The sequence below is a fragment of the Enterococcus sp. DIV0421 genome, from assembly GCF_051713745.1.
In the GTDB taxonomy this organism is placed as follows: Bacteria; Bacillota; Bacilli; order Lactobacillales; family Enterococcaceae; genus Enterococcus_D; species Enterococcus_D casseliflavus.
On the sequence record NZ_JBIOQM010000001.1, the window covers coordinates 826,764 to 852,644 of the forward strand.

Sequence of the window (25,881 nt, forward strand, 5' to 3'; positions counted from 1 at the left end):
ACTTGTTCCTCCTTGTGATTCTGTTTTATTCGGCCATTAGTTCTTCGAATGATTCTCTAACCGTTGGTACCGTTAATCCTACAATGATTTGAATGCCGCCATTTCCAGGGTTGACCAATCCTGAGGCACCTGCTTCTTGAAACTGCGTACTATCTGCAACTTTGTCGGCATCCTTAACAGTCAAACGCAGCCGTGTCGCACAATTCGTTACATCAATGACATTGTCTTTCCCACCTACCAAGTGCATATAGGCCTGTGCTTGCCGCACATGTTTTGGTAATTTTTCATCTTGCTTTTTGTTGTCATAATCTGCTTTTGTATACAACTGCATTGCTGCAGTATCATCCTCACGTCCAGGCGTTTTTAAGTTGAACTTCTTGATCATAAAGGAGAACACAAAATACCAGATAGCGGTAAAAATCAGCCCGATAATGATTTGGGTAATATAAGTTGAACTGTGAAATTTCCACAAGGGCAGCCAATTTAGACCTAACCAGTTGATCAATCCGCCGCCAAAGTCCCCGACAACCCCGAAAGCATAGGAGATTGTGGCGATCGAAGCATCCAGTAAAGCATGAACAAACCATAATGCTGGTGCAACAAACAAGAAAGTAAACTCGATTGGTTCAGTGATTCCGGTCAAAATAGCCGTCAATGCTGCTGGTGCAATCAATGCGATCACTTTTTTCTTTTTATCAGGCCGAGCCGCTTGGATCATCGCTAAACTCAGACCTGCCGTTCCAAAGACTTTCGACATTCCTGATAGTGAGAAACCGCCAAACGGATAGAGTTCTTTCAGCGAAAATGCAGTAGTTTGGAACTCGCCAATGTGGGAGGCCCAATAAACGGCCATTCCCCCTTCGACAACCGCACTGTCATAGGCAAACGGTGCATAAACAAAGTGATGCAAGCCTGTTGGAATCAGTATTTTTTGCAAGAACTGATAAATAAAGACACCGAAGTTTCCTGATTCAATGAAAAAGCCCTGCATGCTTCTCATTCCCTCTTGGATAACTGGCCAGACAAAACACATGAGTACTGCCAAAGGAACCATGGCAAAAAAGGAAATCATGGTTACAAAGACTGATCCGCTGAAATTCGACAGCATTTCTGGCAATTCTTTTTCATAGAAGCGATTGTGGAGATAGACAACGATTCCCGAAATCAGCAAGCCGCCCATCATGCCGGTATCTAAGGTGATGATTCCTGCAATCGAGGTCAACCCAGAACCAGCAGTTGCCCCTTGAGCTAAATCTACCGCAAATGATTCTGGCCACAAAGTTAAAATTGCATTTACAAAATAATTAAAAGCGATATAAGTAACGAGTGCCTCCATCGTAGCGCGGGCGGCGTATTTTTTAGCTAGACTGATCGGCAGCCCTACTACAAATAAAAGCGGTAATTGGAAGAAGGGCGTCCAGCCTCCTGCTGCGATCACATTCCAAAATTTGAACCAGAGGGTATTTGGTGCTGCGATATCCCCCATAATCGTCTGATTCGAAAATAGCAGAGAAAAGCCGATAACGATCCCAAAAAAGGAAAACAGCATGACCGGTGCCAGCATCGCTCCGCCGAACCTTTGAATTTTTTTCATCATAGTTTTTCGTCCTTCACGTTTTTTAGTTAAGCGCTTTACTGATTCTCATTTTACTATTAAAATGATGCTATGAAACCCTTTTCCGTTGTTTAAAAGTTTCTCACATTTGAAAGGTTTTTTTCACATAAAATGTGAATTGTCACACATTATCAATGGAGAGATAAAATGAGGAGATAGCCTATGCTGCAAGACCGTATCACTACCTACCAATCAAGATTAACCGAGAATGACTTTTTGATCTGGTCCTACATCACCACTCACAAAAAGCACTGCTTGGCAATGTCCATCAATGATTTAGCCAAGGAGTGCATCGTTTCTAGGACGACGATTATGCGCTTTTGTCAAAAAATCGGCTTTGATGGCTTTTCAGAATTCAAATACCATTTAAAGAACGAGGTACAACAAGAAAATGCCCTACTCTCTGAGATTGAAGGCGAAATTCTCGACAATCATATTCAAACGATTGAAAATTTAAAAAAGAAAGATTTTACAGCATTGTGCAAAATGATGGCTCACGCTAAGCGAATCTTTGTCTATGGTTCAGGGGACATTCAAAACCTTGTTTCCAATTATATGAAACTCTTATTTTTGCCTAATGGACTACTTGTCTACGATTTTGGTGCGATCTCAGTCAATGAACAATTTTATCGCATCATCGAGCCAGATGATTTAGTGATTTTGATTACTTTAAATGGTGAGTCACCCACCGTTGTCAAACTAGCAAAGCAACTGAAACAGCGCAACATCAACACGATCGGGATCACGAAGCTGAGAAACTCAACGGTTTCTAAACTCTGTTCTGAAACGATTTTCTTTTTAAATCCAGAGATCCAGTCAACCGAAAATGCGATCGCTCCCTTTGAAACGACCGCCACACTTTTCTTTGTGATCGAGTACTTATTGTTAAAATATGATGCTTGGCAAAAACAAGCCGCAAGCGTCTCAGAGCCATAAAAGTTCTCTTGATTTTCCTTCATTCATTTAACTTACAGTATTTTGAAAGACGCTTGAATAAGCCATTTTCAGCCAATTTCTGCTAGGAAAAGCAGCCAATCTCTGGTAAGATAAATAAAAACGTAAAAGAGGACCAGTTATGGAATATTTAGCGATTTTACTTGTTTTCTTTCTATTGAATGTAGTGATACTTGTACTTGGATTGAAGAAGAAACGAATCATGCTGCTTTTTCTGTCACTCTCTGGTTTATTGTTGGTTTGCTTGATTGCCATATCTTACGTTTTCTTCTATTCAAATACACTTTAAGTCGTCAAAATAATACTCATTTTTTGATTTGCATCCACAAGCATTGACTCCTCGCCAGCGTCTGGCCTATAGAAATTGTCAAATATAAACAAAAAAACCAGAATTCCGGATAGGAGTTCTGGTTTTTTTAAATACAGTACTGATAAAAATCATTCAATAGCCTTGCATAACAAGCGTTGATAATCAGACATTAAAAGACGCATCTATGTGTAGATGAGGCTCACATTTCTTACCATTATTGATCAACAAAGATTTAAGAATGACCAACCCTTCTCTTAACTAGCCGAACTTAGGTCTCATCAAGGGAATTGTTCCTGAAAAAATTTTTACTGCCAAGAATCTTTAGACAAGTGTCTTTCTTCTTAGAATTTGTGGAATTTCGTTCAACTCGCTAATTTGTTCATCCGCCTCTGATTGATCAATATAAAATGACTGTTTTAAAGCTATGGTATATATTTCTGCTGCTTTTGCGGCTTTAATCCCCACCACTGAGTCTTCTATCGCAAAAAAATAAGAACACGCGAGCGCTTGCTTTTGTTTCAGATAAATTTCTGGATGAGGCTTGCTTTTTCTCAGGGATTCCCCACTACTAACGCAATCAAAATATTTTTCAAGATTACACTGAGAAAGCATGTTTTCTATCTCTCGCAATGGTGAGGACGAGGCCAATCCAATCTTTACTCGTTCTTTTTTTAATTCTCTGAGTAAAGGTTCTGCCTCTTTTCGCAAAACTTGCTGGAAATTGATGGGATAATCTTTTTGATACTTTTTGTACAATAAATACAACTTGCTTCGCAACGCTTGATCATTAGGAACTAAAGTTTCCCAGATTCCTTTTTCCGTCTTTCCGACATACTCTTCCATGTTTATGGATCCTGGTGCGATCTTGATCTTTTGAAAGAAATCCATTCTTCTTTTGAAATAAAACTCTTCACTATCAATCAAAACACCATCCATATCAAAAATAATTCCGGTAGTCATCCTATTGCACTCCTATCCCTGAATGATATCATTTAATATTCTTAGTTCTAAATCCGGTATTTGAATAGTATATTCTGCTTCAATATCATAAAAGGCCGCTCGAATTTTTTCTATATCTTCTCTATTTTCTTTTTTATACTGTTCAATGTCGCTTTGATCATCAACACTTTCTTTACGTAAAATCCTCTCGATCATACAGCTGCAGTGTAAATATAAAAGAAAAAGCTGATTATTAGAAAATTCGATTTCCATTAATTCAGCTGTTTCTCGAATTGCTTTTTGGACAGATGCCAATACTTTATCGGGATCTAATATCGTCAAATTTTCAACGATTTTACCAATGGAAAAACGGAAAATTAATGCCTCTTGCAGATTCTCAGATTCAATGGTAATTTCTTTTCCCAACAATCGAAGAAACTCACCAATGGCTTCCCCATTAATCAAACGATCTAATCCAATATACGGTATTCCCGAAATTTTTGGGTCCTCTGTTCCGACAATCATCATTACATCATATAAGTGAAACGGCATCTCATATTTTTTATTTTTACTTAATTTTTTATAATCGTATGGAATAATCATCAGTTCTTTCACAGAATCACCCAAACATTTCGTTAAAATTTCTTGAATCTGGGTTGCACTTCCTATACCGGTGTAACAACAGGTAATAATTGCTTTCTTTTTTCTCGTTGACGGAAACAGCAATTGCTTTTGCAAAACCAGCTGGGGATCAATTTTCTGTTCAATTTCAGCGATGCTTTTGTCTTCTAAAATAGATTGTCCTACTTCTAACAAAAGCGGCGTATTGACATGGTCAAAAACAAGCAAGGGTCCTTTCAAATGATCACTCAGACCTTTTCCAATTTGGTTTAAAGAACCCATATCGACCAAAAGAATCAATCCTGAATCTGTTCGATACTCTTCGAGAAAACGAATAAGCTGTGCCTCTATTTTCTCTAAAGTAATATCTAGTGGCATATCATATGCATGAAAGACATTTTTGTTTAATAAACGATTCGCAACATTTGCCATGCTGCTTGCTGTTGAATACCCATGTGCTAAGACAATACTCTTAATTCCTGTAGTCACATTCGTAATGTTTAAACTATACAAATAAATAGTAATAAAGAAAATATCTTCCGTATAAACCGGCTGATCTAATCGTTCTGACAGTATAGTTAAAATTTTTTTTGCAAACCAATAAGATGTTTCCATTACACTTGATAAAAAATCACTTAGCTGCTCTTGTAGACCATCTCTTTGCAGATCTTCTTCCGCAAGCACCTGATTATCTTTCATGAATAAATAATTTGCTAGTGCAACAACACGATTTCCATCTTGCTCAAATCCATAGCTGTCACGCAGAAAATCAATTGTTTGCCGAATATGATAAATTAAAATAGTATACAAAGACTGTTCTTTTTCATAGTCCTCTTGAAAGATCAAACTATCCATAATTTGAGTGACTTTTTCCACCATTTTGTTGATAAAGATCGACGCATCAGTTTTGTGTGTAATCATATCAAAAAATTCTTGAATCAATTGTTCAAAAAATTTCACTAGCAGATGGTTTTTTCTCTCTAAACGCAACTGTCGCGTTTCTTTAGGGTAATAAAGTCGATCTGTTTTTTTCTTTCTTGGCTTGTCTAATTTTTCCTTATATTTACAGCTATATTCTAATGGCATATCCAACAATCTGACTTGGATCAATGGTTGATTTTTTTGATGAATGTACGCATTTCCACAAGCATATTTAACAATATTTTTGATATTCCCCACATTGCCTTCAAAGTCACTATCTAGCAAAAAATGAATCAGAGCATTAGAAACCGATAATTTTCTATTTAATATTTTACTTTCTGAAATAAAAAATTCATCAATTATCGCTAATCGTTCTAATGAAGGTCGTTGATGAAATCTTGGCAAATTGACAACTACTGGAACTCGCCGGACAAAAGTCGGCAAAAATGTCTTGTAAATATTTTCAGTTGTAGCAAAAATGAGCCGAACTTTAGATTTTCTGCGTATGCTGTTATCACCCATCGGGGAAAATTCGCCAGAATCCATAAAGGTAAACAATTTCTCCTGCCCCTCTTCCGATAAGCGGTGCACTTCATCCAGGAACAAGATCCCTTCATTAGCTTTCTCAATAACGCCATGGTGTTCTTCCGTTGCACCAGTAAATGCGCCTTTTGTATAACCAAACAAAGCTGCCGATAATAATTCGGGATTATTTACATATTGTGCACAGTTATAAGCGATAAATGGCGCATTTTTATCGATTACTTTTTCCTCCACCGCATACTCGAAAATTTTATTTGCCATAAACGTTTTCCCTGAGCCGCTGGCACCAATCAGTAATAAAGGCAGTCCTTGTCCTGGATAAAGAACCGCTGTCTTGATTTGATCAATCACTTCTTTCAAGCTGCCTTTAGCACCGATCACCTGATCAAGCGCTGGGACTTTCTTATACCATAACAAGCTCTCCAATGAATCAATTTCCGTCTGTGAAGTAAAGATATCTAAGCATTCTAGCGCCTTTTTATGTAAGAATAAAACTGGATAATTTTTCACTTTTATATACTTCCCTTGCCGAACCCCTTCATTCAAATAGCTGCTGATCGTACTTCGCTCGAGCTGAAAAAATTGTGAAATATTACTTGCTGAATAATTGATCGCATTCGTTGTTTTCACTTCTAGAGTCAATTGATACAAATAATCATCTAACCGCTTCAAGTTTCCACCTGCTTTCACCATCTATCATATTACCTGTATTCTAGCATAGGTAAAAAACGTCTAATTAAGGGAATAGGTTGGCTTAAAAACTATAAGCCAACCTTGTTATCACTTCTTTATCTATTAATAAGACAATTTCCACATGTATCGTCTTTTCGTTAGTGGATGCTGTCTTGCTGCAGCCAACTCTTCTGCATATACTCTAAACACAGCCGTGATAACGAATGGATTAAAATAATCTACCACTTCTTTCTCAATGTGTGCAGATAATCCATAATCCAAAGCATCTACCACTTCAGTTTTTGTGTCAAAACGTTCAAGGAAAGCCAGCGCTCTTGCATCAATGCTTCTCGTTTTTCCATCATTCATCAATAGGATAAATGGAATATTTTTATCAACAATCTCAAAGGGACCATGGAAGAATTCACCGGAATGAAAAGTTCCTGAATGGATCCATTGCATTTCCATCAATAAACAAATCGATGTAGAATAGGCTGTTTCTAGTGTTGCTCCACTGCTCATCACATAAATAACTTCCTCATCTTTGAATCTTTGAGCAAATTTCTTTGCATCTTTACGAGCAGATTCAGCACTGGTTTGTACCAAGTCATAAATTTTCGCAAAACTTTTTTCCATCTTTTGATAATGGGCATACCCTTCAATTTGGTGTAAAATCTCTACTGCCAACTCTAAACAGTAACCTGTTTTTTCTAATTTTGCTGCATAGTTTTCGCCGAAGCGATGATAAATCACATAGTCGGCATCTTTTGTCAAAGGCGAATCCACACTTTGTGTTAGGCTGATCACCGTTGCCCCTTTTTCTTTAGCAACTGCATTTGCTTCAACAGTTTCTGGTGTGGTACCGCCTAAAGAAGCAGAGATAACGATAGTCGTATCATCAACAGATACTGGCGTTGCATGATTGAACTCATTGGCTGTATAATGACTAATACGTAATGTTTTGGCATTTTGCTCTAAAAAATATTTCGCAGGGTATAGATCTGCCTTGGATGCCCCGCATCCTACAAACACGATCGATTTCACTTCTTTCTTAGCAGCAATTTCTTTAATAATTTCTTTTGAATTCAGCATTTTGAATTCCTCCTTATTTATTTTTTAACCAAAGTTTCTGGTTCATTCCTATTGCAATATACCTAACAAGCTCAGCACAATGCCGCCAGCTAGACAAATTGTCAACATCCAGCCAGTTTTGACTTTCTTTTGCAACAACCAATACATGAGAAATGTCAGACCTAATGGAAGAAGCTGCGGCATGATATTGTCTAACACTTCTTGTAAAACAAACGCATCATTCATCTGAATAGGCGTCGTAATGCCGATCATACTGGCGATCATCGAGCCAATTACCATCAAACCGACGATCGAACATACATACATTACTTTATCCATCAACCCTTCTTGATAAAGTTTGGCTAGATACTTATTTCCCATGGTATAGCCGATTTTCCCACCATAATAAGTAACTAAGAAAGAAGGTACAAATGAAATAATCATTGCTAAAATGGGGCCCAAAATACTGCCTTGTTGAGCTAAATTGATTCCCAAACCAAAAGCTAACACTCGGATAGTTCCTTGAAAGAATGAATCCCCTATGCCTGACAGTGGTCCCATTAGAGATGTTTTCACAGCGGTAATTGATTCAGGATTAAAGTTTTCATGATCTTCGTGATACTGTTCTTCCATGGATGCAGCTAATCCCAATACAAAAGCACTCGTTTTGGGGGTGCAGTTGTAATATCTCATATGCCGTTCATACGCCTCTTTTTTCAAAGCATCGTCTTTCGACTCTTTGTATATCTCATCTAGTATGGGGGCGATTCCATACATGAAGCCCATATTCATTTGACGTTCATAATTCCAAGAGGATTGAATGGCCCAAGATCGCCATAAAAATTGCCGGTATTTCCAAGCGTTCTGATCTTTTTTCTTCATTAAGTTTCCCTCCTTATAATTCATCTAATGGATCAGGTTCTCCATGACTGTTGCCAGTCTCTTTACTATGAATTTGAATCATTACAAAAGCGGTAATACAAGCAAAAGCAGCTACACCAGTCACACTTAAATTAGAATAGGCAGTAATCAAAAAGCCCAGTAATAAAAAGGGAACAAGTTTTTTGGTTAACATTGTTTGCAACAGTAACGCAAAACCAAATGCTGGTAAAATTTTACTTGCGACAGTAAGCCCGTTCGTTAACCATTCCGGGATAGCTTCCACGATTTGTGATACCAAGTTCGTTCCAAAATAGATTGCTAGAAAAATCGGAAGAAAGTACATTAAGCTATAGAGGGCTGTCCCATACAATATGTGAATTCTCCTTGCTTTTTGATATTCACTTCTCTCGATAAATTTATCTGCAACGTGTGTCAAATTTGACAAAATCGTACGCATCAGAATGCCTAACATCTGTCCTAAAACAGAGATTGGAATCGCAATGGTTAAGGCTGTTTCAGCATTGGCATTGGACAAAATAGCAAAAGAAGTCGCAATGATCGATGCCATGTTCATATCCGGCGGTGCTGCTGCACCGATATTGACGATACCCAAGGACATTAACTCCAATGAAGCACCAACCATTAATCCTTTTTCTAAATCCCCCAAAACCAAACCAACCAGTGTACTTACAATAAGCGGCCGTTCAAAATTCATTCTTCCCAGCAGTCTTGAATCTAAAATACAAAAAACACCAATTAAACCTAAAGCAATTGATTGGATGATCATCTTCCTTCCCCCTTTATATCATTGTGTTTAAATCCTCTTTCTTAGAGGTTGGAACCTGTTGTATAAATTGAGCGATTCCCTGCTCTTTTAAACATTTCGCATCAGCAATTTCTTCTTCGTTTAAAAAGACTGCATTGCTGAATTGTTTGGAACCTGTTTTTTTTATAATCCCCCCATAGTTGATTTCTTTTATTTTTGGATATGCTTCACAAAATTTTCTTACCTCCTTTGTGTTCCCAAAAATCAGCATAATATTCTCATTCAAAGTCTCAATTTTGGGTATTTTTTCTAATAGCTCCGCCACAGAAAAAATATGTAATTTTACCCCTGTCGGCTTAGATAGATTTAAAGACATTTTCTTGAAATCATCTTTTGCAGCTTCAGTATTGGCTACAATGATTCGGTTAATATTCAGTGATTTACTCCAAGAAAAAACAACTTGTCCATGCAATAATCGGTGATCAATACGTACTAACTTAATCATAGTTCATCTCCTTCGGCGGTTAATCCTACCAATAATTTCTTACAATCCACGAGAGAGTTTTGGCTCTCTAGGATAATATTACTTAAATCATTTTCATTAATCGGTCCGCAATGCGTTGCTAAAGAAATAACCAGCGGTAAATTCATTCCTGTAATCAGTTGTATCTCTGGGTGTTCTTTTATAAGCGTCATCATGTCATTATTAACACTCCCCCCTAAAATGTCTGTTAATATATACGTATTGTTTGTATCTGTCTCCCTAAGCATTCTGTTTATTTGCTTTAAAACAGGTTCATCCTCGTCTCTAAATGCAGACAAAGCATAAATAGGAATACTATCTCCTATGATCATCGTGGCTGTTTGTTTTAATCCTTGAGATAATTCCCCATGGCTGACAAGAATTATTGTTACCATTTCCATTCCTCCTATCCTTTCACTTTTTATTAGCAAAGAGTATGCCAACTTAAAAAGTATTGGTATCACTTGATTTCTTTAATTTTTCTCAACACTTTTGTATGAATAGTGAAAGTGTTGGATAAAGTGTGGCCGAATCCTTTTAGACTTAACGAATAGGAACAACGATTGAAGATTATAGGATTTTTATTGCTTCTACGAGCGATTTGCTCCTCTGGTAAAATAAAAAAACCTTTTTCTACTAGCAGCTTTTGTGTTCAAAATAGCGCTTTTGCAGATATGTTTGGTTTTCTACAAGAATTATTAGTTCTTTAATGGATCGATCAATAAAACCTTTAATTTTTAAGGGTCTTACTCCTACCTAAATTGAAAAGCTGCTTAACAGCAAAAAAAGAGCCTTCCTTTGATAAGGAAGGCTCTTAATAATGTTGCAACAACATTTATTTTGTTTTTGTCTAAAATTATTCTGCAGCGTTTGTGTCTTTGAGACCGTATTTTTTGTTGAAACGGTCCACACGTCCGTCTGCTTGTGTGAATTTTTGACGTCCAGTGTAGAATGGATGTGAATCAGAAGTTACTTCGACACGGATCAATGGATACGTGTTGCCGTCTTCCCACTCAACAGTTTCTTGAGAATTCTTTGTAGAACCTGATAAGAATTTGAAACCAGTAGTTGAGTCCATGAATACAACTGGATGATAATCTGGATGGATATCTTGTTTCATTTCTTCTTCTCTCCTTTGCCCTGGCTCATTTGCTTCACCAGAGTTGATTTGTCGATTTTACAACATGACTATCTTACCATGTTTGGTTTTTAGATGCAATTATCTTTTTATATTTCTTTTTTGCCGTTTGTCTCCGAAATGGACATCATGAAAAGCCGCTAAAAACTCTTCATTGTTCTTCGTTTTACGCAAGAATTGAATGAATTGTTCTGTGAACTCCAAGGAATCCCCCAACATGTTGTTGCGTAAGCGCCAGGTTTCTTCCAATTGCTCGCTGCTCATCAGCAATTCCTCTTTACGGGTACCAGATTTCTTGATGTCGATCGCAGGGAAGATCCGACGTTCTGCTAAGCTGCGAGAAAGCTGCAGCTCCATATTGCCGGTTCCTTTAAACTCTTCATAGATGACATCATCCATGCGGCTGCCGGTATCCACCAGTGCGGTGGCAAGAATCGTCAAACTGCCGCCTTCTTCAATATTGCGGGCAGCACCAAAGAATTTCTTCGGTTTGTACAAAGCAGCTGGATCGATCCCGCCGCTTAGTGTGCGTCCGCTTGGCGGTACCACTAAGTTGTAGGCTCTTGCCAAACGAGTGATACTATCCATCAAAATCACGACATCACGCTTGTCTTCCACCAAACGCATCGCCCGTTCTAGTACCAATTCAGAAACACGGGTATGATTGCTAGGCTGCAGGTCAAAGGTTGAAGAAACAACATCGCCTTTGACACTGCGTTCCAGATCAGTCACTTCTTCTGGGCGCTCGTCGATCAAAAGAACGATCAACTCCACCTCAGGATAGTTATCAGTGATCCCATTGGCAATTTCTTTCAAGATACTGGTTTTCCCAGCTTTAGGCGGAGCAACGATCAGTCCCCGTTGTCCAAAACCCACTGGCGACAGCATGTCGATCATCCGCGTAGAAAGGCGTCCTGACGTTGTTTCTAATTTTAAATGACGATTCGGATAAAGCGGCGTCAGCGCTGGAAAATGCGGACGCTCTTTGGCATCTTCTGGATCTTTACCATTAACAGACTCAACGTGCATCAATCCATAATAGCGCTCAGATTCCTTGGGCGGGCGCGCCTTACCGGCGACTTTATCACCATTACGCAAACTAAACCGACGAATCTGTGACGAAGAAATATAGATATCTTCTGCACTCGGTCCGTAGTTGATTGGGCGTAAAAAACCGTAGCCTTCTTGACCTACGATATCCAAGATTCCTTCCATATAAAAGAAGCCTTGTTTTTCCGCCTGCGCCCGTATCACAGCCAATGACAATTCTTTTTTATTCATCTGGCTGTAATAAGGAATTCGAAACTCTTTGGCAAAGGTGTAGATCTCTTTTAAGGTTTTGTTTTCCAACTCTGCCATCGTAAGATAATCGCTCATAATTACTCCTCTATCATTTGAATATCAGCTCCAAGAGCCGTTAGTTTTTCGATGATATGATCATAGCCGCGCAAAATATACTCGACATTAAAGACGCTGGTCGTGCCAGTCGCCATCAATCCGGCAATGACAAGACAAGCTCCTGCTCGCAAATCAGAAGCGACAACTTCTGCTCCGTGCAATTGGCTCGGTCCGCTAACAAAAATCATGTTGCCTTCTGTCGTTGCTTGTGCGCCCATCCGTGCTAATTCAGGAATATGGTTGACCCGTTTGGCGTAAATCGTGTCCATGATCTCCGACGTTCCGTTTGCTTTTAGCAATAATGGTGTGATCGGCTGTTGCAGGTCTGTGGCAAATCCTGGATAAGGATAGGTTTTCACAGTCGCTGGTTTCAAGTCTTTTGAGGGATGCACATAGATTTCATCTTCGCTGATATCCATTCGTACGCCAATTTCTTCCAATTTCGCAATGTAGCTTTCTAAATGCTCATAAATCACATTTTTGACAGTAACACCTTCCCCCGCTGCTGCGGCTAAAGAAAGGTAGGTTCCTGCTTCGATCCGGTCTGGAATGATGGAATGACGACAACCGTGCAATTCTTCCACGCCTTCGATACGAATTTCATTGGTACCTGCACCTCTGATTTTCGCTCCCATATTATTTAAAAGGGTCGCAACATCAATGATCTCAGGTTCTCGTGCGGCATTTTCAATGATCGTTTTGCCTTTCGCTTTTACTGCTGCCAGCATCACATTGATGGTTGCTCCGATGGAGACCATATCTAGGAAGATTCGTTCACCAGTCAAGCCTTCTTCTTCGGTACGCAAGTACATGGCACCATGTTCGTTGGTGACTTTTGCGCCAAGTGCTTCGAAGCCTTTAATATGCAAATCGATTGGTCGCGGGCCTAAGAAGCAGCCGCCAGGCAATCCAACGACGCCTTCACCAAACTTCGCCAACAATGCCCCCATGAAATAGTAAGAAGCTCGTAGACTGTTGATTTTTCCGTTAGGCATCGGGATCGAAACGATGTTTGTCGGATCGATCTCTAGCGTATTGTTTTCAAAATGGGTCTTCACACCCATGATTTCGATAATCTCAATTAATGAGTGCACATCTTGGATGTCAGGCACTCCTTCTAAAATGACCGGTGAATCAGCTAAGATCGCTACCGGGATCAATGCGACTGCACTGTTTTTTGCGCCGCTAATGGTGACTTCACCTTTTAAGGGACGATTGCCGTTGATGACAATTTTTTTCATGGAATTCCACCTATACTCTTTTTTAATTTATGTGTATCATTCCAATTTTAGCACAGATCACTCAAAGAAAAAAGATGCAGGATATTTTTGATCCCCGCATCAAGAATATTTTCTTGGAAAACAAAAAAACTCTTAGAATCAGTGATTCTAAGAGTTTTGATCTTTGATTAAGATTAAGCTTTACCAGCTGAACCGAACCAGTCGATGTGTTCTTCTGCATCTTTAACGATTGCAGCAACACCTGGTGCTAATAATTTACGAGGGTCGAATCCTTTACCTTCTTTATCTTTGCCAGCTTCGATGTATTCACGAGTTGCTTTAGCAAATGATAATTGGAATTCAGTATTTACGTTTACTTTAGAAACACCCATTGAGATTGCTTTTTCGATTTGGTCTTGAGGAATACCAGAACCACCGTGTAATACTAATGGTACATCAGAACCTACTGCATCAGCGATTGCTTGTAAGTGGTCAAAAGCAAGGCCTTTCCAGTTTTCAGGGTATTGACCGTGAATGTTACCAATTCCGCAAGCTAGGTAATCAATACCAGTTGCAACCATTTGTTTACATTCTTCGATGTCAGCTAATTCGCCAGAACCGATGATTCCATCTTCTTCTCCGCCGATTGAACCAACTTCACACTCAACAGAAACGCCTTTTGCGTGTGCTTTTTCGACAACTTCTTTAGCCAATTTCAAGTTTTCTTCAAATGGTAAGTGAGAGCCATCAAACATAACAGAAGTGTAACCAACTTCGATACATTCCATTGCTGCATCATAATCACCGTGGTCTAAGTGGATTGCAACGGGAACAGTGATGTTCATTGAATCAACCAAGTTTGTAACGATGTCTTTAGCAACTTTGTATCCGCCCATATATTTGGCAGCACCCATTGAAGTTTGGATTAGAACTGGCGCTTTTTTCGCTTCAGCAGCTTTTAAAATCGCTTGTGTCCATTCTAAGTTGTTTGTGTTGAATCCGCCGACTGCATATCCGCCTTGACGAGCAGCTTTTAAGAATTCAGCTCCTGATACTACTGGCATAAAAAATTCCTCCTAAGTTTTGAAAAACTTTATTTGTTAAGCAATGCTTAACCGACAATGCTATTTTAGCAAAGATTTGCGGTATTTGCTACTAAAAAGAGGAATTTCTCTTTTCAAAAAAAGATTGCACAAATATAAAAATCCAGCATTTTCATCATCTTTTCTGAAAGTCTAGGATTCTGTAAGGTTTTGCTCTTCTGTCTGTGGTCGTTAGATAACAAATCGGCATGTGAAAATTCGAGAAAAATTTCACATATTTTTTCGTTATTTTATCATAATCTTCCAGCAAATCCTTTCTTCTTTCTCTTTTGAGCATAAGAATAGCCTTGTGAAAGCGGCTATATTATTATGTAAAAAAGGAGGGATAAAATGAAAAAAGCGCTTATTGGATTTTTGGCAGTCATCGGAGTTCTTTTCTTGGCAAGCTGTAGCTCGGGGGCTAAAGAAGAAACCAAAACATTCACAATGGATCAAAATGGGGTTTCGATGGAACTGGTCTTCACTTATGAAGGCGATAAAGTAAAAACTCAGACTGCGAACAATGTCATGCCTTATTCAGCGATCGGGGTAACGACTAAAGAAGAAGCACAAACCGTGCTTGATCCGATCGCAGAACAGTATCAGCAAGTCAAAGGGTTGGACTATTCCCTCGACTATACAGATAGTGAAGCGACTGAATCCTTGACCATCAATTATGATGAGTTGGATTATGATTCAGCGAAACAATTGCCTGGGGTTAGTTTCGAAGGAAACACCGAAAATGGGATCAGTATGGAACGTACAGAGGAAATGCTCTTAGATCAAGGGTATAAGCTAAAAGAATAATCCTCTCTAGTCACCAGCAAATCAACATGGGTTTCCCGCTGGCGGATTTCATTCGAACTGCTAGCGAAAAATAATGCATCAGCCAGAAACTTCCGGTCGTTTTGACGGAAGTTTTTTGTGTGCAGAAACAGATGATTTCCACCAGCGCTCACGCAAGTTTCAACCTTTTACGGATTATTGGGATGGCGCAACTCAAAAAAACTCCCCATCTTGAGATGAGGAGTTTCGCACATTCATTCCTTGGTTTGCCGCTAGCGATTATTATGCTTGGCGGTTGTCTAATGAAGCTCCAACAAATGCTTTGATCAAGCGTTGTGGGCGAGTTGGACGAGAAATCAATTCTGGGTGGAATTGGCAACCCACGAAGAATTTGTTTTCTGGGATCTCAACGATCTCAACCAAACGATTGTCTGGTGACACACCTGAGAAAACCATCCCGTTTGCTTCAAAGATTTCACGGTATTTGTTGTTGAATTCATAACGATGACGGTGACGTTCTTGAACAACTTCTTCTCCGTCATAAGCTGCAGCTGTTTTGGTGCCTTTCTTCACTTTACATGGGTACAAGCCTAAGCGCAATGTCCCACCTAAGTTTTCGATGTTTTCTTGGTCAGCCATCAAATCAATGATGTTGTTGGCTGTTTCAGGATCGGTTTCTGCGGAATTGGCATTTTCCAAGCCAACGACATTGCGGGCATATTCCACACAAGCCATTTGCATCCCTAGACAAATCCCTAAGAATGGCACATCATTTTCCCGAGCATATCGGATCGCTTCGATTTTTCCTTCAATCCCGCGATCACCGAATCCACCAGGAACAAGAATACCGTCTACTTCACCTAAGTAAGAATCCACGTTTTCTCGTGTGATTTCTTGGGCTTTGATCCAATCGATCTCGATGTCTGCATCAAAGGCAAAACCAGAATGTTTCAAGGCTTCGACAACTGATAGATAAGCATCTGGCAATTCCACGTATTTTCCGACTAATGCGATACGTACTTTTTTCTTCAAATTCAGTACCTTTTCTTCCAATGCTTGCCATTCAGTCATGTCAGCAGCTGGTGCAGTCAGTTTCAAATGATCACACACGATTTGATCCATGCCTTGCGCTTGCAGTGCCAATGGAATCGAATAAAGGGTCTCAACGTCACGAGATTCGATCACGGCTTCTGGTGCCACGTCACAGAATTGGGCCAATTTGTTTTTCGTTGATTGTCCTACGGGTTGTTCTGTACGAACGACCAAGATATTTGGTTGAATCCCTAAGCCGCGCAGTTCCTTCACACTGTGTTGGGTCGGTTTGGTTTTCATTTCGCCCGCTGCTTTCAAATAAGGAATCAGCGTGGTGTGGATGTACATCACATTGTCTGAACCTACGTCTGCTTTCATTTGACGCAAAGCTTCTAGAAATGGCAATGATTCAATATCCCCTACTGTACCGCCGACTTCTGTAATGATCACATCTGAATCAGTCATTTTGGCTGCCCGCATGATTTTTTCTTTGATCTCATTGGTGATATGCGGGATCACTTGAACAGTCGCGCCTAAGTATTCTCCTTTACGCTCTTTCCGCAAAACTTCTGAATAGATTTTTCCAGTTGTTACATTTGAGTATTTGTTCAAATTGATATCGATAAAGCGTTCATAGTGACCTAAGTCTAAGTCGGTCTCTGCTCCATCATCGGTTACGAATACTTCACCATGTTGGTATGGGCTCATCGTTCCTGGATCGACGTTGATGTACGGATCGAATTTTTGAATCGTTACTTTCAAGCCGCGATTTTTCAACAGACGTCCTAATGATGCTGCTACGATCCCTTTACCAATAGAAGAAACCACACCGCCGGTTACAAAAATATATTTTGTCATAAACTGAAAAACTCCTTTAATCTATTTTACAGGAAAAGCATTTAGAAAATAATAAAAGCTCCCTATCCATAAATGAATAGGGAGCGAAAATTCTAAATCACTTTCTGACTCTTGTAAAGAGTGCCCAAACAGAATGATACATTCTCACCTAGCAAATGTCAAGAAAACTTTATCTGTTTTTTTCAGAAAAAAACGAGGTTTCCAGACAAAGCGCTTTACTTATCGATACAGCTGGTTCCTTCTTTTTCACGACTAAGTTCTATGGTTATTCTTTCTTAAGCAACCTTCATGTTTTCTACACAACTTTTTGCAAATTTTTCATTGCTTCTTACGAAATCGTTGAACTCTCTTTGGCATAATACAAAGTGTAGATGAAGTCTGGCGCTTTACTCGTTTTGGTAAAAATGATCGGAACGTATTTCTGGTTATTTTTGGCAAAGACGAGGTGCAGGTTCGATTCCTGCCTTCTACGCTAGTGATGCGGTTGAAAGGGAGCTCTGAGGATCAATCGCAGCAATCCTTAGACTATTGTTTCACCAACGAAACAAAATCAACGTTCGTCCAAGCATTTGCTGAAGCCTTGCTATAAACCCCGATTTCACAAACACCTGTTGTAATTGGAATGTCTTTGATTGTAATTTTTGTCCATTCACTGGTTTTATCAACCGCAGTATTTAGTTCCGCTCCACCATAATTTTTGATATATAACTGATTGGTATCAAACTCTCCCCCAGACATTACGTAGGCACTCAATGTGTAAGTTCCATCGCTGATGCCACTAATATTTTGATAAGCTGATGCCTCGTAAGCTTGGTCCTTCCAAAAAGTTAATTTGTAGTCTCCAAAAAAAGTCCCTGCTTCCGTTTTGATCGTACCTTCAGCTGTTCCTTGTTGAAACCACGTTTGCCAATCAGAAGGACTGGTCGTTGGTCCATCGCTCTCGAAACTTGCATTTTTAACCAGATTTGTTTGCGTCCCTGCTTGTTTAAACGCACGCAAGCTTGGCAAGGCGTTTCCAGCAAAATCAAACATCGCCTGGTTGTCCCATTCGTTTCCCATAGTGGATTGAACACCGAGATAATTCATACCTGCTTGTGTTGCCCAACTCACGTTTCCGTTGTACCAAAGAGGTTCCCAGTAAAAGAAGCCCGCCCCGCGATCATTCGGCACCGCTTGAATACGATCGGCTAGATCCAGCAAATACTCTGCTTGTCCTGACGGCGTTGGTTCATATCCCCCCGCCGCTGCTTCGGCTTCGCCAAAGGCATTTGGCATAGTATCTGCATTCGCTGTTGTATGCCCATAAGCTGTTTCAACTACGATCACTTCTTTGCCATACCGTTGACTGATCGTATTCATATTGGTTTGAAGTTCATTCATTGAACCGTGCCAATACGGATAATACGATACTCCAATTAAATCAAATGACACACCCCGACTGGTGATTTCATCAAACCACCAAGTAAATGCTCCTGTATCGCCACCATCAGCTAAGTGGAGCATTACTGGAGTTGTTTTAGGTTGAGTGTCTCGAACAGCTTGGACACCAGACTTCAAAAAAGTAGCCAATCGATCAAACTCTCCCCCGTCTTCTCCCCAAGACTTGCCATAAGGCCAGAGCATGCCACTATTCAGTTCATTGCCGATCTGAACCATATCAGGATAAACGTCTAGCTGCTTCATTTCCGACAGAACGTTCTTTGTATAGTCATACAATGCCGTATTCATTTCTTCAAAGGTCAGATCTTGCCACGCTTTAGGAACATTCTGTTTCCCAGGATCAACCCAAAAATCACTGTAATGGAAATCTAGCAACACGTTGAGTCCAAGACTTTTTGCTCGTTTTGCAAGGGCAATCGTCGTTTCCAGATCATTTGTCCCTGCCCCATAACTTTCTCCGTTACTATTATAAGGATCCTGCCACAAACGCAGTCGAACATAGTTGACACCATTATTTTTTAGAATCTCTAAGGCATCTTTTGAAATACCATCTTCATAATATTTTGCACCAGATTTTTCCATATCTGACAAGATTGAAATATCTGCTCCGCGAATAAACTCGCTGGCAGATGCTTCAACTGTTTTTGAAACAGCCCCCAAAGTCCCTATCACAGCTGCAAATAAAGCGACTTTACGCAACCAAGCTCCCTTTTTCATTCATTTGCTCCTCCTTTATTGAAATTGGCTCAGAATAAATTGAACGGCTTTTTCAGGATCTCTCGTTAATCCGATATATTCTGCTCCTTTTGTCGCAACCAGCTTGATTCCTAAGCGATCGGTATCTTCTTTGATATCATCATAGTAAGAATTGACTTGCGGTGCTAAGACCACCATATCAAAATCCTTCAGCATTTCGTAATGAGAACCATAAGCACCCGCCATTGCACTGATCGGTGCTTTCGATTCAGATGCACCTTCTTTTAAAGCATTAGCTAACATCGCACTTGTCCCTGCTCCAGCACAAAGCACCAACACATTGATTTCTTTATTTGTATCGCTGATAATTTGTCTCGCTGCCACAGGTACTTCCTCACGTATAGCAGCAGAAGCACCTTCTTCGGTTGCGATCACTTCCGCTTTTTGTGCTTCTTGCTCTACTAAAACAGCATCGTATGCTTTACAAAATGGTAGATAGATCAGGAAGTCAACGACGATTAGAACCGCTGCTAAAACAAAGGCTAACACCCCCATGCCTGTTCCTAGAACCAAACCGATCGGTGCCGGAGTTGCCCAAGGTAAAACGTACATAAAACTGTTCATGCCTAGCACATCGACAAAAAACTTAAACAAGCAAACGTTTACAACTGGTGTTAACAAAAACGGAATGAAAAAATAAGGATTCAAAATCATGGGTGCTGCAAACAACAATGGTTCATTGACAGCAAAACTTACTGGAATAAAGGAAGCTTTCCCGACTGCCTTCAATTGTTTAGACTTAGCAAAGAGTAAGAAGATAAAAGGAACGACCAATGTGGCCCCAGTTCCTCCCATAGTTCCTACAAAATTTCCTAAACCGACTGTCAGTACTTTTGAAGCTTGCTCACCGGAATTGAACAATTGCAGATTGGTTTCCACATTGGCATAGATAATTGCTGCAATTGCTGGTTCCACGATCGACGGTCCATGAACACCGACAAACCAAAATAGCGCCATCGCTCCCCAGATAATAGCGATTCCTAAATAACCGTCGGCTGCTGTGAATAATGGCTGCAGCACAGTAATGATTGCTTCTGCAAATGAGATTTGGAAAATTTGCCGAATACCTAAATCAATTAAAACGGCCGCAAATACTGAAAAAGAGAAAGGAAAAATATCTCGGAAGGTTTGCGAAATCGTACCAGGAACTTCTTTAGGCATCTTAATGGTAATATCTTTCAGCACACAAAACTTATATAAATTAACTGTTAAAAATGCAGCGACAAAGGACGCCAAAAGCCCCTTTGTCCCCATGTATTCCGTTGAAAATCCGCCTTCGATTGGAGAGACGCTTAACAACAGGAAACTTACCACAGAAGCCAGCATCACAGAAGTCGTGTTGATTACTTTGTTTTTCGGTAAGCGGCGATTCATCGAATCAGCCAAGCAGCGAGCAGTGGTTGCTGAAACAAGTAACCCTACAACCCCCATCGAATAATTATAGACTTTCCACAACCAAGTGGAGACAGCTTCAGGCCATTGGTAACCAAAAATCTCAGGAACCGCAGCAATCAAAATGAATATGCTTGAGAATAAAATAGCCGGCATCGCTGTTAAAAATCCGTCACGAACGGCTCCCAGATAACTATTGCGTGAGATTTTTTCAAAAAACGGTTTCCCTTTTTCGATTTGTTTAATGATTCCATCCATAGCGTTCTTCTCCTATCCTTGATTCTGCTTGTACAGTGCAATAAAGTCTTGAATCAGATCTCTCAGCAACAAAGTGGTCATTAAATGATCCTGTCCATGGATAAAAATGAATCCCATCTCCATCTCTTTTCCCGATGCTTCTTCCGCTAAAATTTTCGTTTGCGAATTGTGTGCAAGGGTTAAATTTTCGTCGACTTCTTTCAGTGCTGAATCAACATGCTCAAAGTTCCCTTGTCTTACTTCTTTCAATAATTTCAATAATGTACTGCGAGCGTCCCCTGAATAAGCAACGATCTCAAAACCAAGCATTTGTAATTCCTCTTTATTCATCTTTTCTTCCTCCATTATTACTTATTAAATAATCGTTTTGGTTTCACTAACTAATTTGTACCAGTATGCTGACTCTTTCGGGTAACGCTTCTGGGTTTCAAAATCAACATAAAACAAGCCATACCTTTTGTTATACCCATTTGTCCATGAGAAAAGATCCATAAGCGACCACAAAAAATATCCCTTCACATTTACCCCAGCTGTTATCGCCTTGCTTAAGGATTCCAAATAGACTCTCAAATAGTCGATTCTCGGCTGATCCATAATGATGCCATCTTCAAACTGGTCTTTATACCCCATGCCGTTTTCAGTGATATAGATTTTGTTGTAATGCGGGTAATCGCTTTTAATTCGCAACAACAAGTCATAAAGCCCTTCTGGATAAATCAGCCAGTCCCAATCTGTTCGAGGAATTCCTTCTTTATAAATGCGTTCTCCGATCCCCTTCACTTTATAAACAGAGGTCCCTTTTTCACCCGTGCCATTATGATGGATCGCGTTTTCTCCATCGTAAGCTTTGACAAAATGGCATTGGTAGTGATTGATCCCTAAATAGTCATTACGCGTGGAGGCTTTTTTCAATTCGACAAAATCTTCTTCAGGAAAATGATAGCTGGCTTGATTTGCTTCACATATCTCATCAAGAGCAGTCAAGGTTTCAGTTGAATAATAGCCTAAATAAGTAGCATCTAATAAGAAGCGGATCGACAATGCATCGTCTAAAAAGGCTGCATGCTTATCTTCTGGAGCATCTGTTGCCGCATATTTCGTCTCCAATGAGTGAACGACACCGATTTCGCCTGGAAGTTCGTTTTCTTTGAAATAGTTCACTACACGTGCATGGGCAACCATCATATTATGAAGACAGGCGATGATTTTTGTAAAATCATATTTGATTCCTGGCGGGAAAACGCCTAACAAATATTGATTGGTCGCAACAGGATAGATTTCATTAAAGGTACTCCACACTTTCACTTCTTTGAATTCATGAAAACAAAAAATGGCATAGGAAACGAATGCTTCTATTGTTTCTCGATTCAAAAAATCTCCCTGGTCAAACAAACGTTTAGGGGTATCAAAATGATGCAATGTCACAAACGGCGTTACGTTTCTTTTCGCACATTCTTCGAACACACGATGATAAAAAGCGATTCCTTCTGGGTTCGGTTCCCCATCACCATCAGGAAAAATTCGACTCCATGCAATGGATAATCTTAGCCCATTCACACCAAATCGTTCACACAATTCAATATCCTTTGCATATTGATGATAAAAATCACTTGCCGGATCGGGACTGAATCTACCCTGTTCCTCTAAAAAATCATCCCAAGCAACAGCGCCTTTGCCGCCTTCCTTAGTGGCTCCTTCAACCTGATAGGCTGCTGTGGCTCCACCAAAAATAAAATCTTCTGGTAATTTAAGCATGTACATCTCTCCTCAAATCTATAATCAGTTTCCACACTTTCTAACTGATTGAATTGTAATCGCATCCAAAACATTTGTCAACAAAAACAAACATAAATAATCACAAAAATCGAAAAAAATGATAAAAACCATTGAAATAAACATGTATCACGCAAATAATTGTTTGTTTTTGTTTGAAACAGATTGACTGTTATCCGATTATATGGTAGATTATCCTTAAATTAGAGGTGAAGACGATGCTGAAAAAAGAAAGATTGTTTACTATCGTAGAAATGGTCAATAAAAAAGGAATCCTTACCGTTAATGAAATCATCAATCAATTAGATGTTTCTGATATGACCGTTCGCAGAGATTTAGATGAATTAGAAAAATCGGGCAAGCTGCTACGTGTCCATGGAGGGGCGCAAAGTCTTTCCTACACTTTAGATCAAGAACTTTCTCACACCGAAAAAGCCACTCTGCAGATTCAAGAAAAAAAAGAAATTGCTGCCGCAGCAGCCTCCTCAATTCAAGAAGGCGAAACAATTTTTTTAGGACCAGGTACAACAATCGAACTTTTGGCGACCCATTTACTGAACAAGAAAATTCGGATTATTACAAACAATTACCCGGTTTTTGATATTCTTGCGCAAGCAGATGGACCAGAAATTTTACTAATTGGTGGTGATTTCCGTAAAAATACCGGCGCATTTGTGGGACCAATCACCAACGACAATTTAAGAAGACTAAAGTTTACAAAAGCATTTATCAGTTCAAATGGCGTTCACAACGAAGCAATTTCTACTTACAGTACAGAAGAAGGAGAAGCGCAGCAGATCGCATTAAATAATTCTCGCAAGAAATATCTGCTCGTTGATAACAAAAAGTTCAATCGCGATGATTTTTATGTGTTTTATAATTTACATGATTTCGATTTACTCATTACGGATCGCCAGATCTCGCGAGAGGTTCAAGAGCACTATGCACAATATGTCGATCTGCAAATTGCTGATTCAACCGAAAATACCACTATAGGAGCGTAACTATGAAAGGGATTATTTTTGATTTCAACGGAACAATGTTTTTGGACTCTCATCTACATGAAGCTGCTTGGCTGCACATGATTCATGATCATACAAAAGATGGTTTATCAGATGAGGATATTTTAAAAAATATCCATGGTCGAACGAATACGGAGATTTTAAAACATTTCATTTCAGAACATTTGACCGCCTCTGAGATCGCCGTATTGTCAGAAGAAAAAGAAAGCTATTATCGTATGCTTTGCTTGCAAAATAAGAACGATCTCCAATTGACAAAGGGGCTTGAAGCGACTCTTGATCAGCTGACTGACCAGCAGATTCCATTAACGATCGCCACCGCTACTGTTAAAGAGAATGTTGCTTTTTATTTTGATACTTTCGATTTAGCTCGCTGGTTTGATTGGGATAAGATCGTCTATGACGATGGCTCTTTTCCTGGAAAACCGCAACCGGATATTTTTCTTAAAGCGGCTGGCAAATTGGGCTTAGCTCCTGCAGATTGTCTTGTTATCGAAGATGCTTATTCAGGTTTGCTTGCTGCCAAGCGTGCTGGGATTGGAACAATTATCGCAATTGATCCATTCGGTAAGAATAAATCAGTATTTGAACAGGCACAGCTAAATAAAGATGGAACCATCAAAGATTTTACTGATTTTTGGACAGAGCACCTGTCAAAAGTTTTCGTTAAATCATAATATTCCATACAAAAAGCGGCTCAACCAAGAAATCTTGATTGAGCCACTTTGTTATTATTTGTTTCCATTTTCTAATTCCGACGGTTGTTATTACCGAATAAAATAATCAAACGTAAGAGCTGCAATAAGGTTGCTACGGCAGCTGCGACATACGTCAACGCTGCGGCAAAGAGCACTCTTCTTGCTTGTGGTACTTCATCTTCTGTTAACAAGCCACCATCTGCCAAAATACGGATCGCCCGTTTTGAGGCATCGAACTCGACTGGCAAGGTCACTAATTGGAAAATAAACGCCAATGAGAAAGCCAACAAGCCTAAGTTGATCAGAAACGATCCTCGTAATAGGACCCCAATCAAAATCAATGGGATCGAGATGCTGGTTCCGATATTAGCGATCGGTGCGATCGGTACGATCGCATGACGCAAACGCAAAGGAAAATAACCTTTGGCATCTTGGACTGCGTGTCCACACTCATGGGCCGCAACACCGATTGCTGCTACCGAAGTTGATTGTGCAGTGGATTGCGATAAACTCAGCATTTTGTTGCCAGAATTGTAATTATCCGTCAAATCACCAGCGATCGCTTGCACACCCACATTATTGATTCCTTGGCTTTGCAAGATGTACTGCGCCGCTTTTGTGCCGGTAATATTATTTTTACTTCTGACTTTGTCATATTTGTTAAAGGTACTTTTGACGTACGCTGACGCTACTAGCGAAATCACCATACCGATAATTACAAGAATGAAAGTCGGGTCATAAAAAAAGCCGAACCCGTATCCGCCCATACCATACACGATAAAATTCCCCCTTTTAATCTTTGACCTTATTTTACCATTAAAGTGGTGAAAAAATTATGAAGATGACTGGAAGATTTTGTTTTTAACCTTTTTTTACAAATTCTGATTTTAGTTTCATTGCGCCGAAGCCATCGATCTTGCAATCAATGTTGTGGTCGCCTTCGACTAATTTGATGTTTTTCACTTTCGTTCCTTGTTTGATGGCGCCAGATGCGCCTTTGACTTTCAAGTCTTTGATGACCGTTACTGTATCGCCATCGACTAAAATATTGCCGTTGGCATCTTTATATACGGGTGCTTCTTCCATCGCTTGTTGCTCTTGCCATTCGTTTCCGCATTCAGGACAAACAAACAGCCCACGGTCTTCATAAGCGTATTCAGATTGGCAATTTGGACAGTTAGGAATTTGAGTCATAGTGTTGCTCCTTTAAA

Annotated in this window: 24 protein-coding genes; 4 read left to right on the forward strand and 20 right to left on the reverse strand. The window is 39.7% G+C overall.

Features of this window, described 5'->3' with window-relative positions; genetic code table 11:
* Window positions 1-25: 25 nt before the first annotated feature.
* A complete protein-coding gene (locus IGI96_RS03925) occupies window positions 26-1,597 on the reverse strand; it encodes an alpha-glucoside-specific PTS transporter subunit IIBC (protein WP_016608417.1) in 1,572 nt (523 codons plus the stop codon).
* Between the two features lie 180 nt (window positions 1,598-1,777).
* On the opposite strand from IGI96_RS03925, the gene IGI96_RS03930 reads away from it, so the two are divergent.
* Window positions 1,778-2,551, forward strand: a complete 774-nt coding sequence (locus IGI96_RS03930) for a MurR/RpiR family transcriptional regulator (RefSeq protein ID WP_010749961.1) — start codon at window positions 1,778-1,780, stop codon at window positions 2,549-2,551.
* A 27-nt stretch (window positions 2,552-2,578) separates the two neighbouring features.
* On the opposite strand, the gene IGI96_RS03935 is transcribed toward IGI96_RS03930, so the two are convergent.
* The 12 genes from IGI96_RS03935 to IGI96_RS03990 form a co-directional block, all read right to left on the reverse strand.
* Window positions 2,579-2,824 (reverse strand): hypothetical protein, encoded by a 246-nt coding sequence (locus IGI96_RS03935; RefSeq protein ID WP_016608418.1) that lies wholly within the window; start codon window positions 2,822-2,824, stop codon window positions 2,579-2,581.
* Window positions 2,825-3,200: 376 nt separating this feature from the next.
* Window positions 3,201-3,839 carry an HAD family hydrolase gene (locus IGI96_RS03940; protein WP_086337899.1) on the reverse strand — a complete coding sequence of 213 codons (639 nt, stop codon included), beginning with the start codon at window positions 3,837-3,839 and terminating at the stop codon, window positions 3,201-3,203.
* A gap of 12 nt (window positions 3,840-3,851) precedes the next feature.
* Complete coding sequence (locus tag IGI96_RS03945) at window positions 3,852-6,596, reverse strand: sigma 54-interacting transcriptional regulator (RefSeq protein WP_086337898.1); 2,745 nt, start codon at window positions 6,594-6,596, stop codon at window positions 3,852-3,854.
* Window positions 6,597-6,698: 102 nt separating this feature from the next.
* Window positions 6,699-7,667: an SIS domain-containing protein gene (locus IGI96_RS03950; RefSeq protein ID WP_086337897.1), complete on the reverse strand. Its 969-nt coding sequence runs from the start codon at window positions 7,665-7,667 to the stop codon at window positions 6,699-6,701.
* Window positions 7,668-7,715: 48 nt separating this feature from the next.
* Window positions 7,716-8,528: a PTS system mannose/fructose/sorbose family transporter subunit IID gene (locus IGI96_RS03955; protein WP_438784835.1), complete on the reverse strand. Its 813-nt coding sequence runs from the start codon at window positions 8,526-8,528 to the stop codon at window positions 7,716-7,718.
* Window positions 8,529-8,541: 13 nt separating this feature from the next.
* On the reverse strand, window positions 8,542-9,315 hold the full coding sequence (locus IGI96_RS03960) for a PTS mannose/fructose/sorbose/N-acetylgalactosamine transporter subunit IIC (RefSeq protein ID WP_086291724.1): 774 nt from the start codon (window positions 9,313-9,315) through the stop codon (window positions 8,542-8,544).
* A gap of 13 nt (window positions 9,316-9,328) precedes the next feature.
* Window positions 9,329-9,799: a PTS sugar transporter subunit IIB gene (locus IGI96_RS03965; RefSeq protein ID WP_086291723.1), complete on the reverse strand. Its 471-nt coding sequence runs from the start codon at window positions 9,797-9,799 to the stop codon at window positions 9,329-9,331.
* Window positions 9,796-10,212, reverse strand: coding sequence for a PTS sugar transporter subunit IIA (locus tag IGI96_RS03970; RefSeq protein ID WP_086337896.1), 417 nt, complete (start codon window positions 10,210-10,212; stop codon window positions 9,796-9,798). Before IGI96_RS03970 ends, IGI96_RS03965 begins: the two co-directional genes overlap by 4 nt.
* Window positions 10,213-10,673: 461 nt before the next feature.
* Window positions 10,674-10,937 carry a type B 50S ribosomal protein L31 gene (locus IGI96_RS03975; RefSeq protein WP_005233979.1) on the reverse strand — a complete coding sequence of 88 codons (264 nt, stop codon included), beginning with the start codon at window positions 10,935-10,937 and terminating at the stop codon, window positions 10,674-10,676.
* 99 nt (window positions 10,938-11,036) lie between these two features.
* Complete coding sequence (gene rho / locus IGI96_RS03980; RefSeq protein WP_005228301.1) at window positions 11,037-12,332, reverse strand: transcription termination factor Rho; 1,296 nt, start codon at window positions 12,330-12,332, stop codon at window positions 11,037-11,039.
* A 2-nt stretch (window positions 12,333-12,334) separates the two neighbouring features.
* Complete coding sequence (locus IGI96_RS03985) at window positions 12,335-13,594, reverse strand: UDP-N-acetylglucosamine 1-carboxyvinyltransferase (RefSeq protein ID WP_438784836.1); 1,260 nt, start codon at window positions 13,592-13,594, stop codon at window positions 12,335-12,337.
* Between the two features lie 173 nt (window positions 13,595-13,767).
* The gene (locus IGI96_RS03990) at window positions 13,768-14,637 is read right to left on the reverse strand and encodes a class II fructose-bisphosphate aldolase (protein WP_005228297.1); all 870 of its coding nucleotides are present in this window, start codon (window positions 14,635-14,637) and stop codon (window positions 13,768-13,770) included.
* A gap of 369 nt (window positions 14,638-15,006) precedes the next feature.
* Between IGI96_RS03990 and IGI96_RS03995 the strand changes: the two genes are divergently transcribed.
* Window positions 15,007-15,462, forward strand: a complete 456-nt coding sequence (locus IGI96_RS03995) for a YehR family lipoprotein (protein ID WP_005233973.1) — start codon at window positions 15,007-15,009, stop codon at window positions 15,460-15,462.
* A gap of 261 nt (window positions 15,463-15,723) precedes the next feature.
* Here the strand turns inward: IGI96_RS03995 and IGI96_RS04000 are convergent, their stop codons facing one another.
* The 5 genes from IGI96_RS04000 to lacG form a co-directional block, all read right to left on the reverse strand.
* Window positions 15,724-17,331: a CTP synthase gene (locus IGI96_RS04000; RefSeq protein WP_005228290.1), complete on the reverse strand. Its 1,608-nt coding sequence runs from the start codon at window positions 17,329-17,331 to the stop codon at window positions 15,724-15,726.
* Between the two features lie 525 nt (window positions 17,332-17,856).
* Entirely contained in the window at window positions 17,857-19,488 is a 1,632-nt protein-coding gene (locus tag IGI96_RS04005) for a glycoside hydrolase family 53 protein (protein ID WP_060791467.1), read from the reverse strand.
* Window positions 19,489-19,503: 15 nt separating this feature from the next.
* Window positions 19,504-21,177, reverse strand: a complete 1,674-nt coding sequence (locus tag IGI96_RS04010; RefSeq protein ID WP_010749966.1) for a PTS lactose transporter subunit IIBC — start codon at window positions 21,175-21,177, stop codon at window positions 19,504-19,506.
* A 12-nt stretch (window positions 21,178-21,189) separates the two neighbouring features.
* Window positions 21,190-21,507 (reverse strand): PTS lactose/cellobiose transporter subunit IIA, encoded by a 318-nt coding sequence (locus tag IGI96_RS04015; protein ID WP_086337893.1) that lies wholly within the window; start codon window positions 21,505-21,507, stop codon window positions 21,190-21,192.
* Between the two features lie 24 nt (window positions 21,508-21,531).
* The gene (lacG, locus tag IGI96_RS04020; protein WP_010749968.1) at window positions 21,532-22,932 is read right to left on the reverse strand and encodes a 6-phospho-beta-galactosidase; all 1,401 of its coding nucleotides are present in this window, start codon (window positions 22,930-22,932) and stop codon (window positions 21,532-21,534) included.
* A 236-nt stretch (window positions 22,933-23,168) separates the two neighbouring features.
* Here lacG and IGI96_RS04025 point away from each other — a divergent pair, with 236 nt between their 5' ends.
* Both IGI96_RS04025 and IGI96_RS04030 read left to right on the forward strand, forming a co-directional pair.
* Window positions 23,169-23,954, forward strand: a complete 786-nt coding sequence (locus IGI96_RS04025; protein ID WP_010749969.1) for a DeoR/GlpR family DNA-binding transcription regulator — start codon at window positions 23,169-23,171, stop codon at window positions 23,952-23,954.
* 2 nt (window positions 23,955-23,956) lie between these two features.
* Window positions 23,957-24,649: an HAD family hydrolase gene (locus IGI96_RS04030; protein WP_010749970.1), complete on the forward strand. Its 693-nt coding sequence runs from the start codon at window positions 23,957-23,959 to the stop codon at window positions 24,647-24,649.
* Window positions 24,650-24,720: 71 nt separating this feature from the next.
* Here the strand turns inward: IGI96_RS04030 and IGI96_RS04035 are convergent, their stop codons facing one another.
* Both IGI96_RS04035 and IGI96_RS04040 read right to left on the reverse strand, forming a co-directional pair.
* Window positions 24,721-25,437 (reverse strand): zinc metallopeptidase, encoded by a 717-nt coding sequence (locus tag IGI96_RS04035; protein WP_438785125.1) that lies wholly within the window; start codon window positions 25,435-25,437, stop codon window positions 24,721-24,723.
* A gap of 94 nt (window positions 25,438-25,531) precedes the next feature.
* Window positions 25,532-25,864 carry a zinc ribbon domain-containing protein YjdM gene (locus tag IGI96_RS04040; protein WP_010749972.1) on the reverse strand — a complete coding sequence of 111 codons (333 nt, stop codon included), beginning with the start codon at window positions 25,862-25,864 and terminating at the stop codon, window positions 25,532-25,534.
* Window positions 25,865-25,881: the final 17 nt, after the last annotated feature.

Coding starts and splice junctions, on each gene's coding strand:
- IGI96_RS04035 (WP_438785125.1), bottom strand. CDS start 25,437: ATGGGCGGATACGGGTTCGGCTTTTTTTATGACCCGACTTTCATTCTT.
- IGI96_RS03925 (WP_016608417.1), bottom strand. CDS start 1,597: ATGATGAAAAAAATTCAAAGGTTCGGCGGAGCGATGCTGGCACCGGTC.
- IGI96_RS03930 (WP_010749961.1), top strand. CDS start 1,778: ATGCTGCAAGACCGTATCACTACCTACCAATCAAGATTAACCGAGAAT.
- IGI96_RS03965 (WP_086291723.1), bottom strand. CDS start 9,799: ATGATTAAGTTAGTACGTATTGATCACCGATTATTGCATGGACAAGTT.
- IGI96_RS03935 (WP_016608418.1), bottom strand. CDS start 2,824: ATGGCAATCAAGCAAACCAACAATAAACCAGAGAGTGACAGAAAAAGC.
- IGI96_RS04010 (WP_010749966.1), bottom strand. CDS start 21,177: ATGGATGGAATCATTAAACAAATCGAAAAAGGGAAACCGTTTTTTGAA.
- IGI96_RS03955 (WP_438784835.1), bottom strand. CDS start 8,528: ATGAAGAAAAAAGATCAGAACGCTTGGAAATACCGGCAATTTTTATGG.
- IGI96_RS03960 (WP_086291724.1), bottom strand. CDS start 9,315: ATGATCATCCAATCAATTGCTTTAGGTTTAATTGGTGTTTTTTGTATT.
- IGI96_RS03985 (WP_438784836.1), bottom strand. CDS start 13,594: ATGAAAAAAATTGTCATCAACGGCAATCGTCCCTTAAAAGGTGAAGTC.
- IGI96_RS03970 (WP_086337896.1), bottom strand. CDS start 10,212: ATGGTAACAATAATTCTTGTCAGCCATGGGGAATTATCTCAAGGATTA.
- IGI96_RS04030 (WP_010749970.1), top strand. CDS start 23,957: ATGAAAGGGATTATTTTTGATTTCAACGGAACAATGTTTTTGGACTCT.
- IGI96_RS03990 (WP_005228297.1), bottom strand. CDS start 14,637: ATGCCAGTAGTATCAGGAGCTGAATTCTTAAAAGCTGCTCGTCAAGGC.
- IGI96_RS03975 (WP_005233979.1), bottom strand. CDS start 10,937: ATGAAACAAGATATCCATCCAGATTATCATCCAGTTGTATTCATGGAC.
- IGI96_RS04000 (WP_005228290.1), bottom strand. CDS start 17,331: ATGACAAAATATATTTTTGTAACCGGCGGTGTGGTTTCTTCTATTGGT.
- rho (WP_005228301.1), bottom strand. CDS start 12,332: ATGAGCGATTATCTTACGATGGCAGAGTTGGAAAACAAAACCTTAAAA.
- IGI96_RS03940 (WP_086337899.1), bottom strand. CDS start 3,839: ATGACTACCGGAATTATTTTTGATATGGATGGTGTTTTGATTGATAGT.
- IGI96_RS04040 (WP_010749972.1), bottom strand. CDS start 25,864: ATGACTCAAATTCCTAACTGTCCAAATTGCCAATCTGAATACGCTTAT.
- IGI96_RS04025 (WP_010749969.1), top strand. CDS start 23,169: ATGCTGAAAAAAGAAAGATTGTTTACTATCGTAGAAATGGTCAATAAA.
- IGI96_RS03945 (WP_086337898.1), bottom strand. CDS start 6,596: ATGGTGAAAGCAGGTGGAAACTTGAAGCGGTTAGATGATTATTTGTAT.
- IGI96_RS04015 (WP_086337893.1), bottom strand. CDS start 21,507: ATGAATAAAGAGGAATTACAAATGCTTGGTTTTGAGATCGTTGCTTAT.
- IGI96_RS03950 (WP_086337897.1), bottom strand. CDS start 7,667: ATGCTGAATTCAAAAGAAATTATTAAAGAAATTGCTGCTAAGAAAGAA.
- IGI96_RS04005 (WP_060791467.1), bottom strand. CDS start 19,488: ATGAAAAAGGGAGCTTGGTTGCGTAAAGTCGCTTTATTTGCAGCTGTG.
- IGI96_RS03995 (WP_005233973.1), top strand. CDS start 15,007: ATGAAAAAAGCGCTTATTGGATTTTTGGCAGTCATCGGAGTTCTTTTC.
- lacG (WP_010749968.1), bottom strand. CDS start 22,932: ATGCTTAAATTACCAGAAGATTTTATTTTTGGTGGAGCCACAGCAGCC.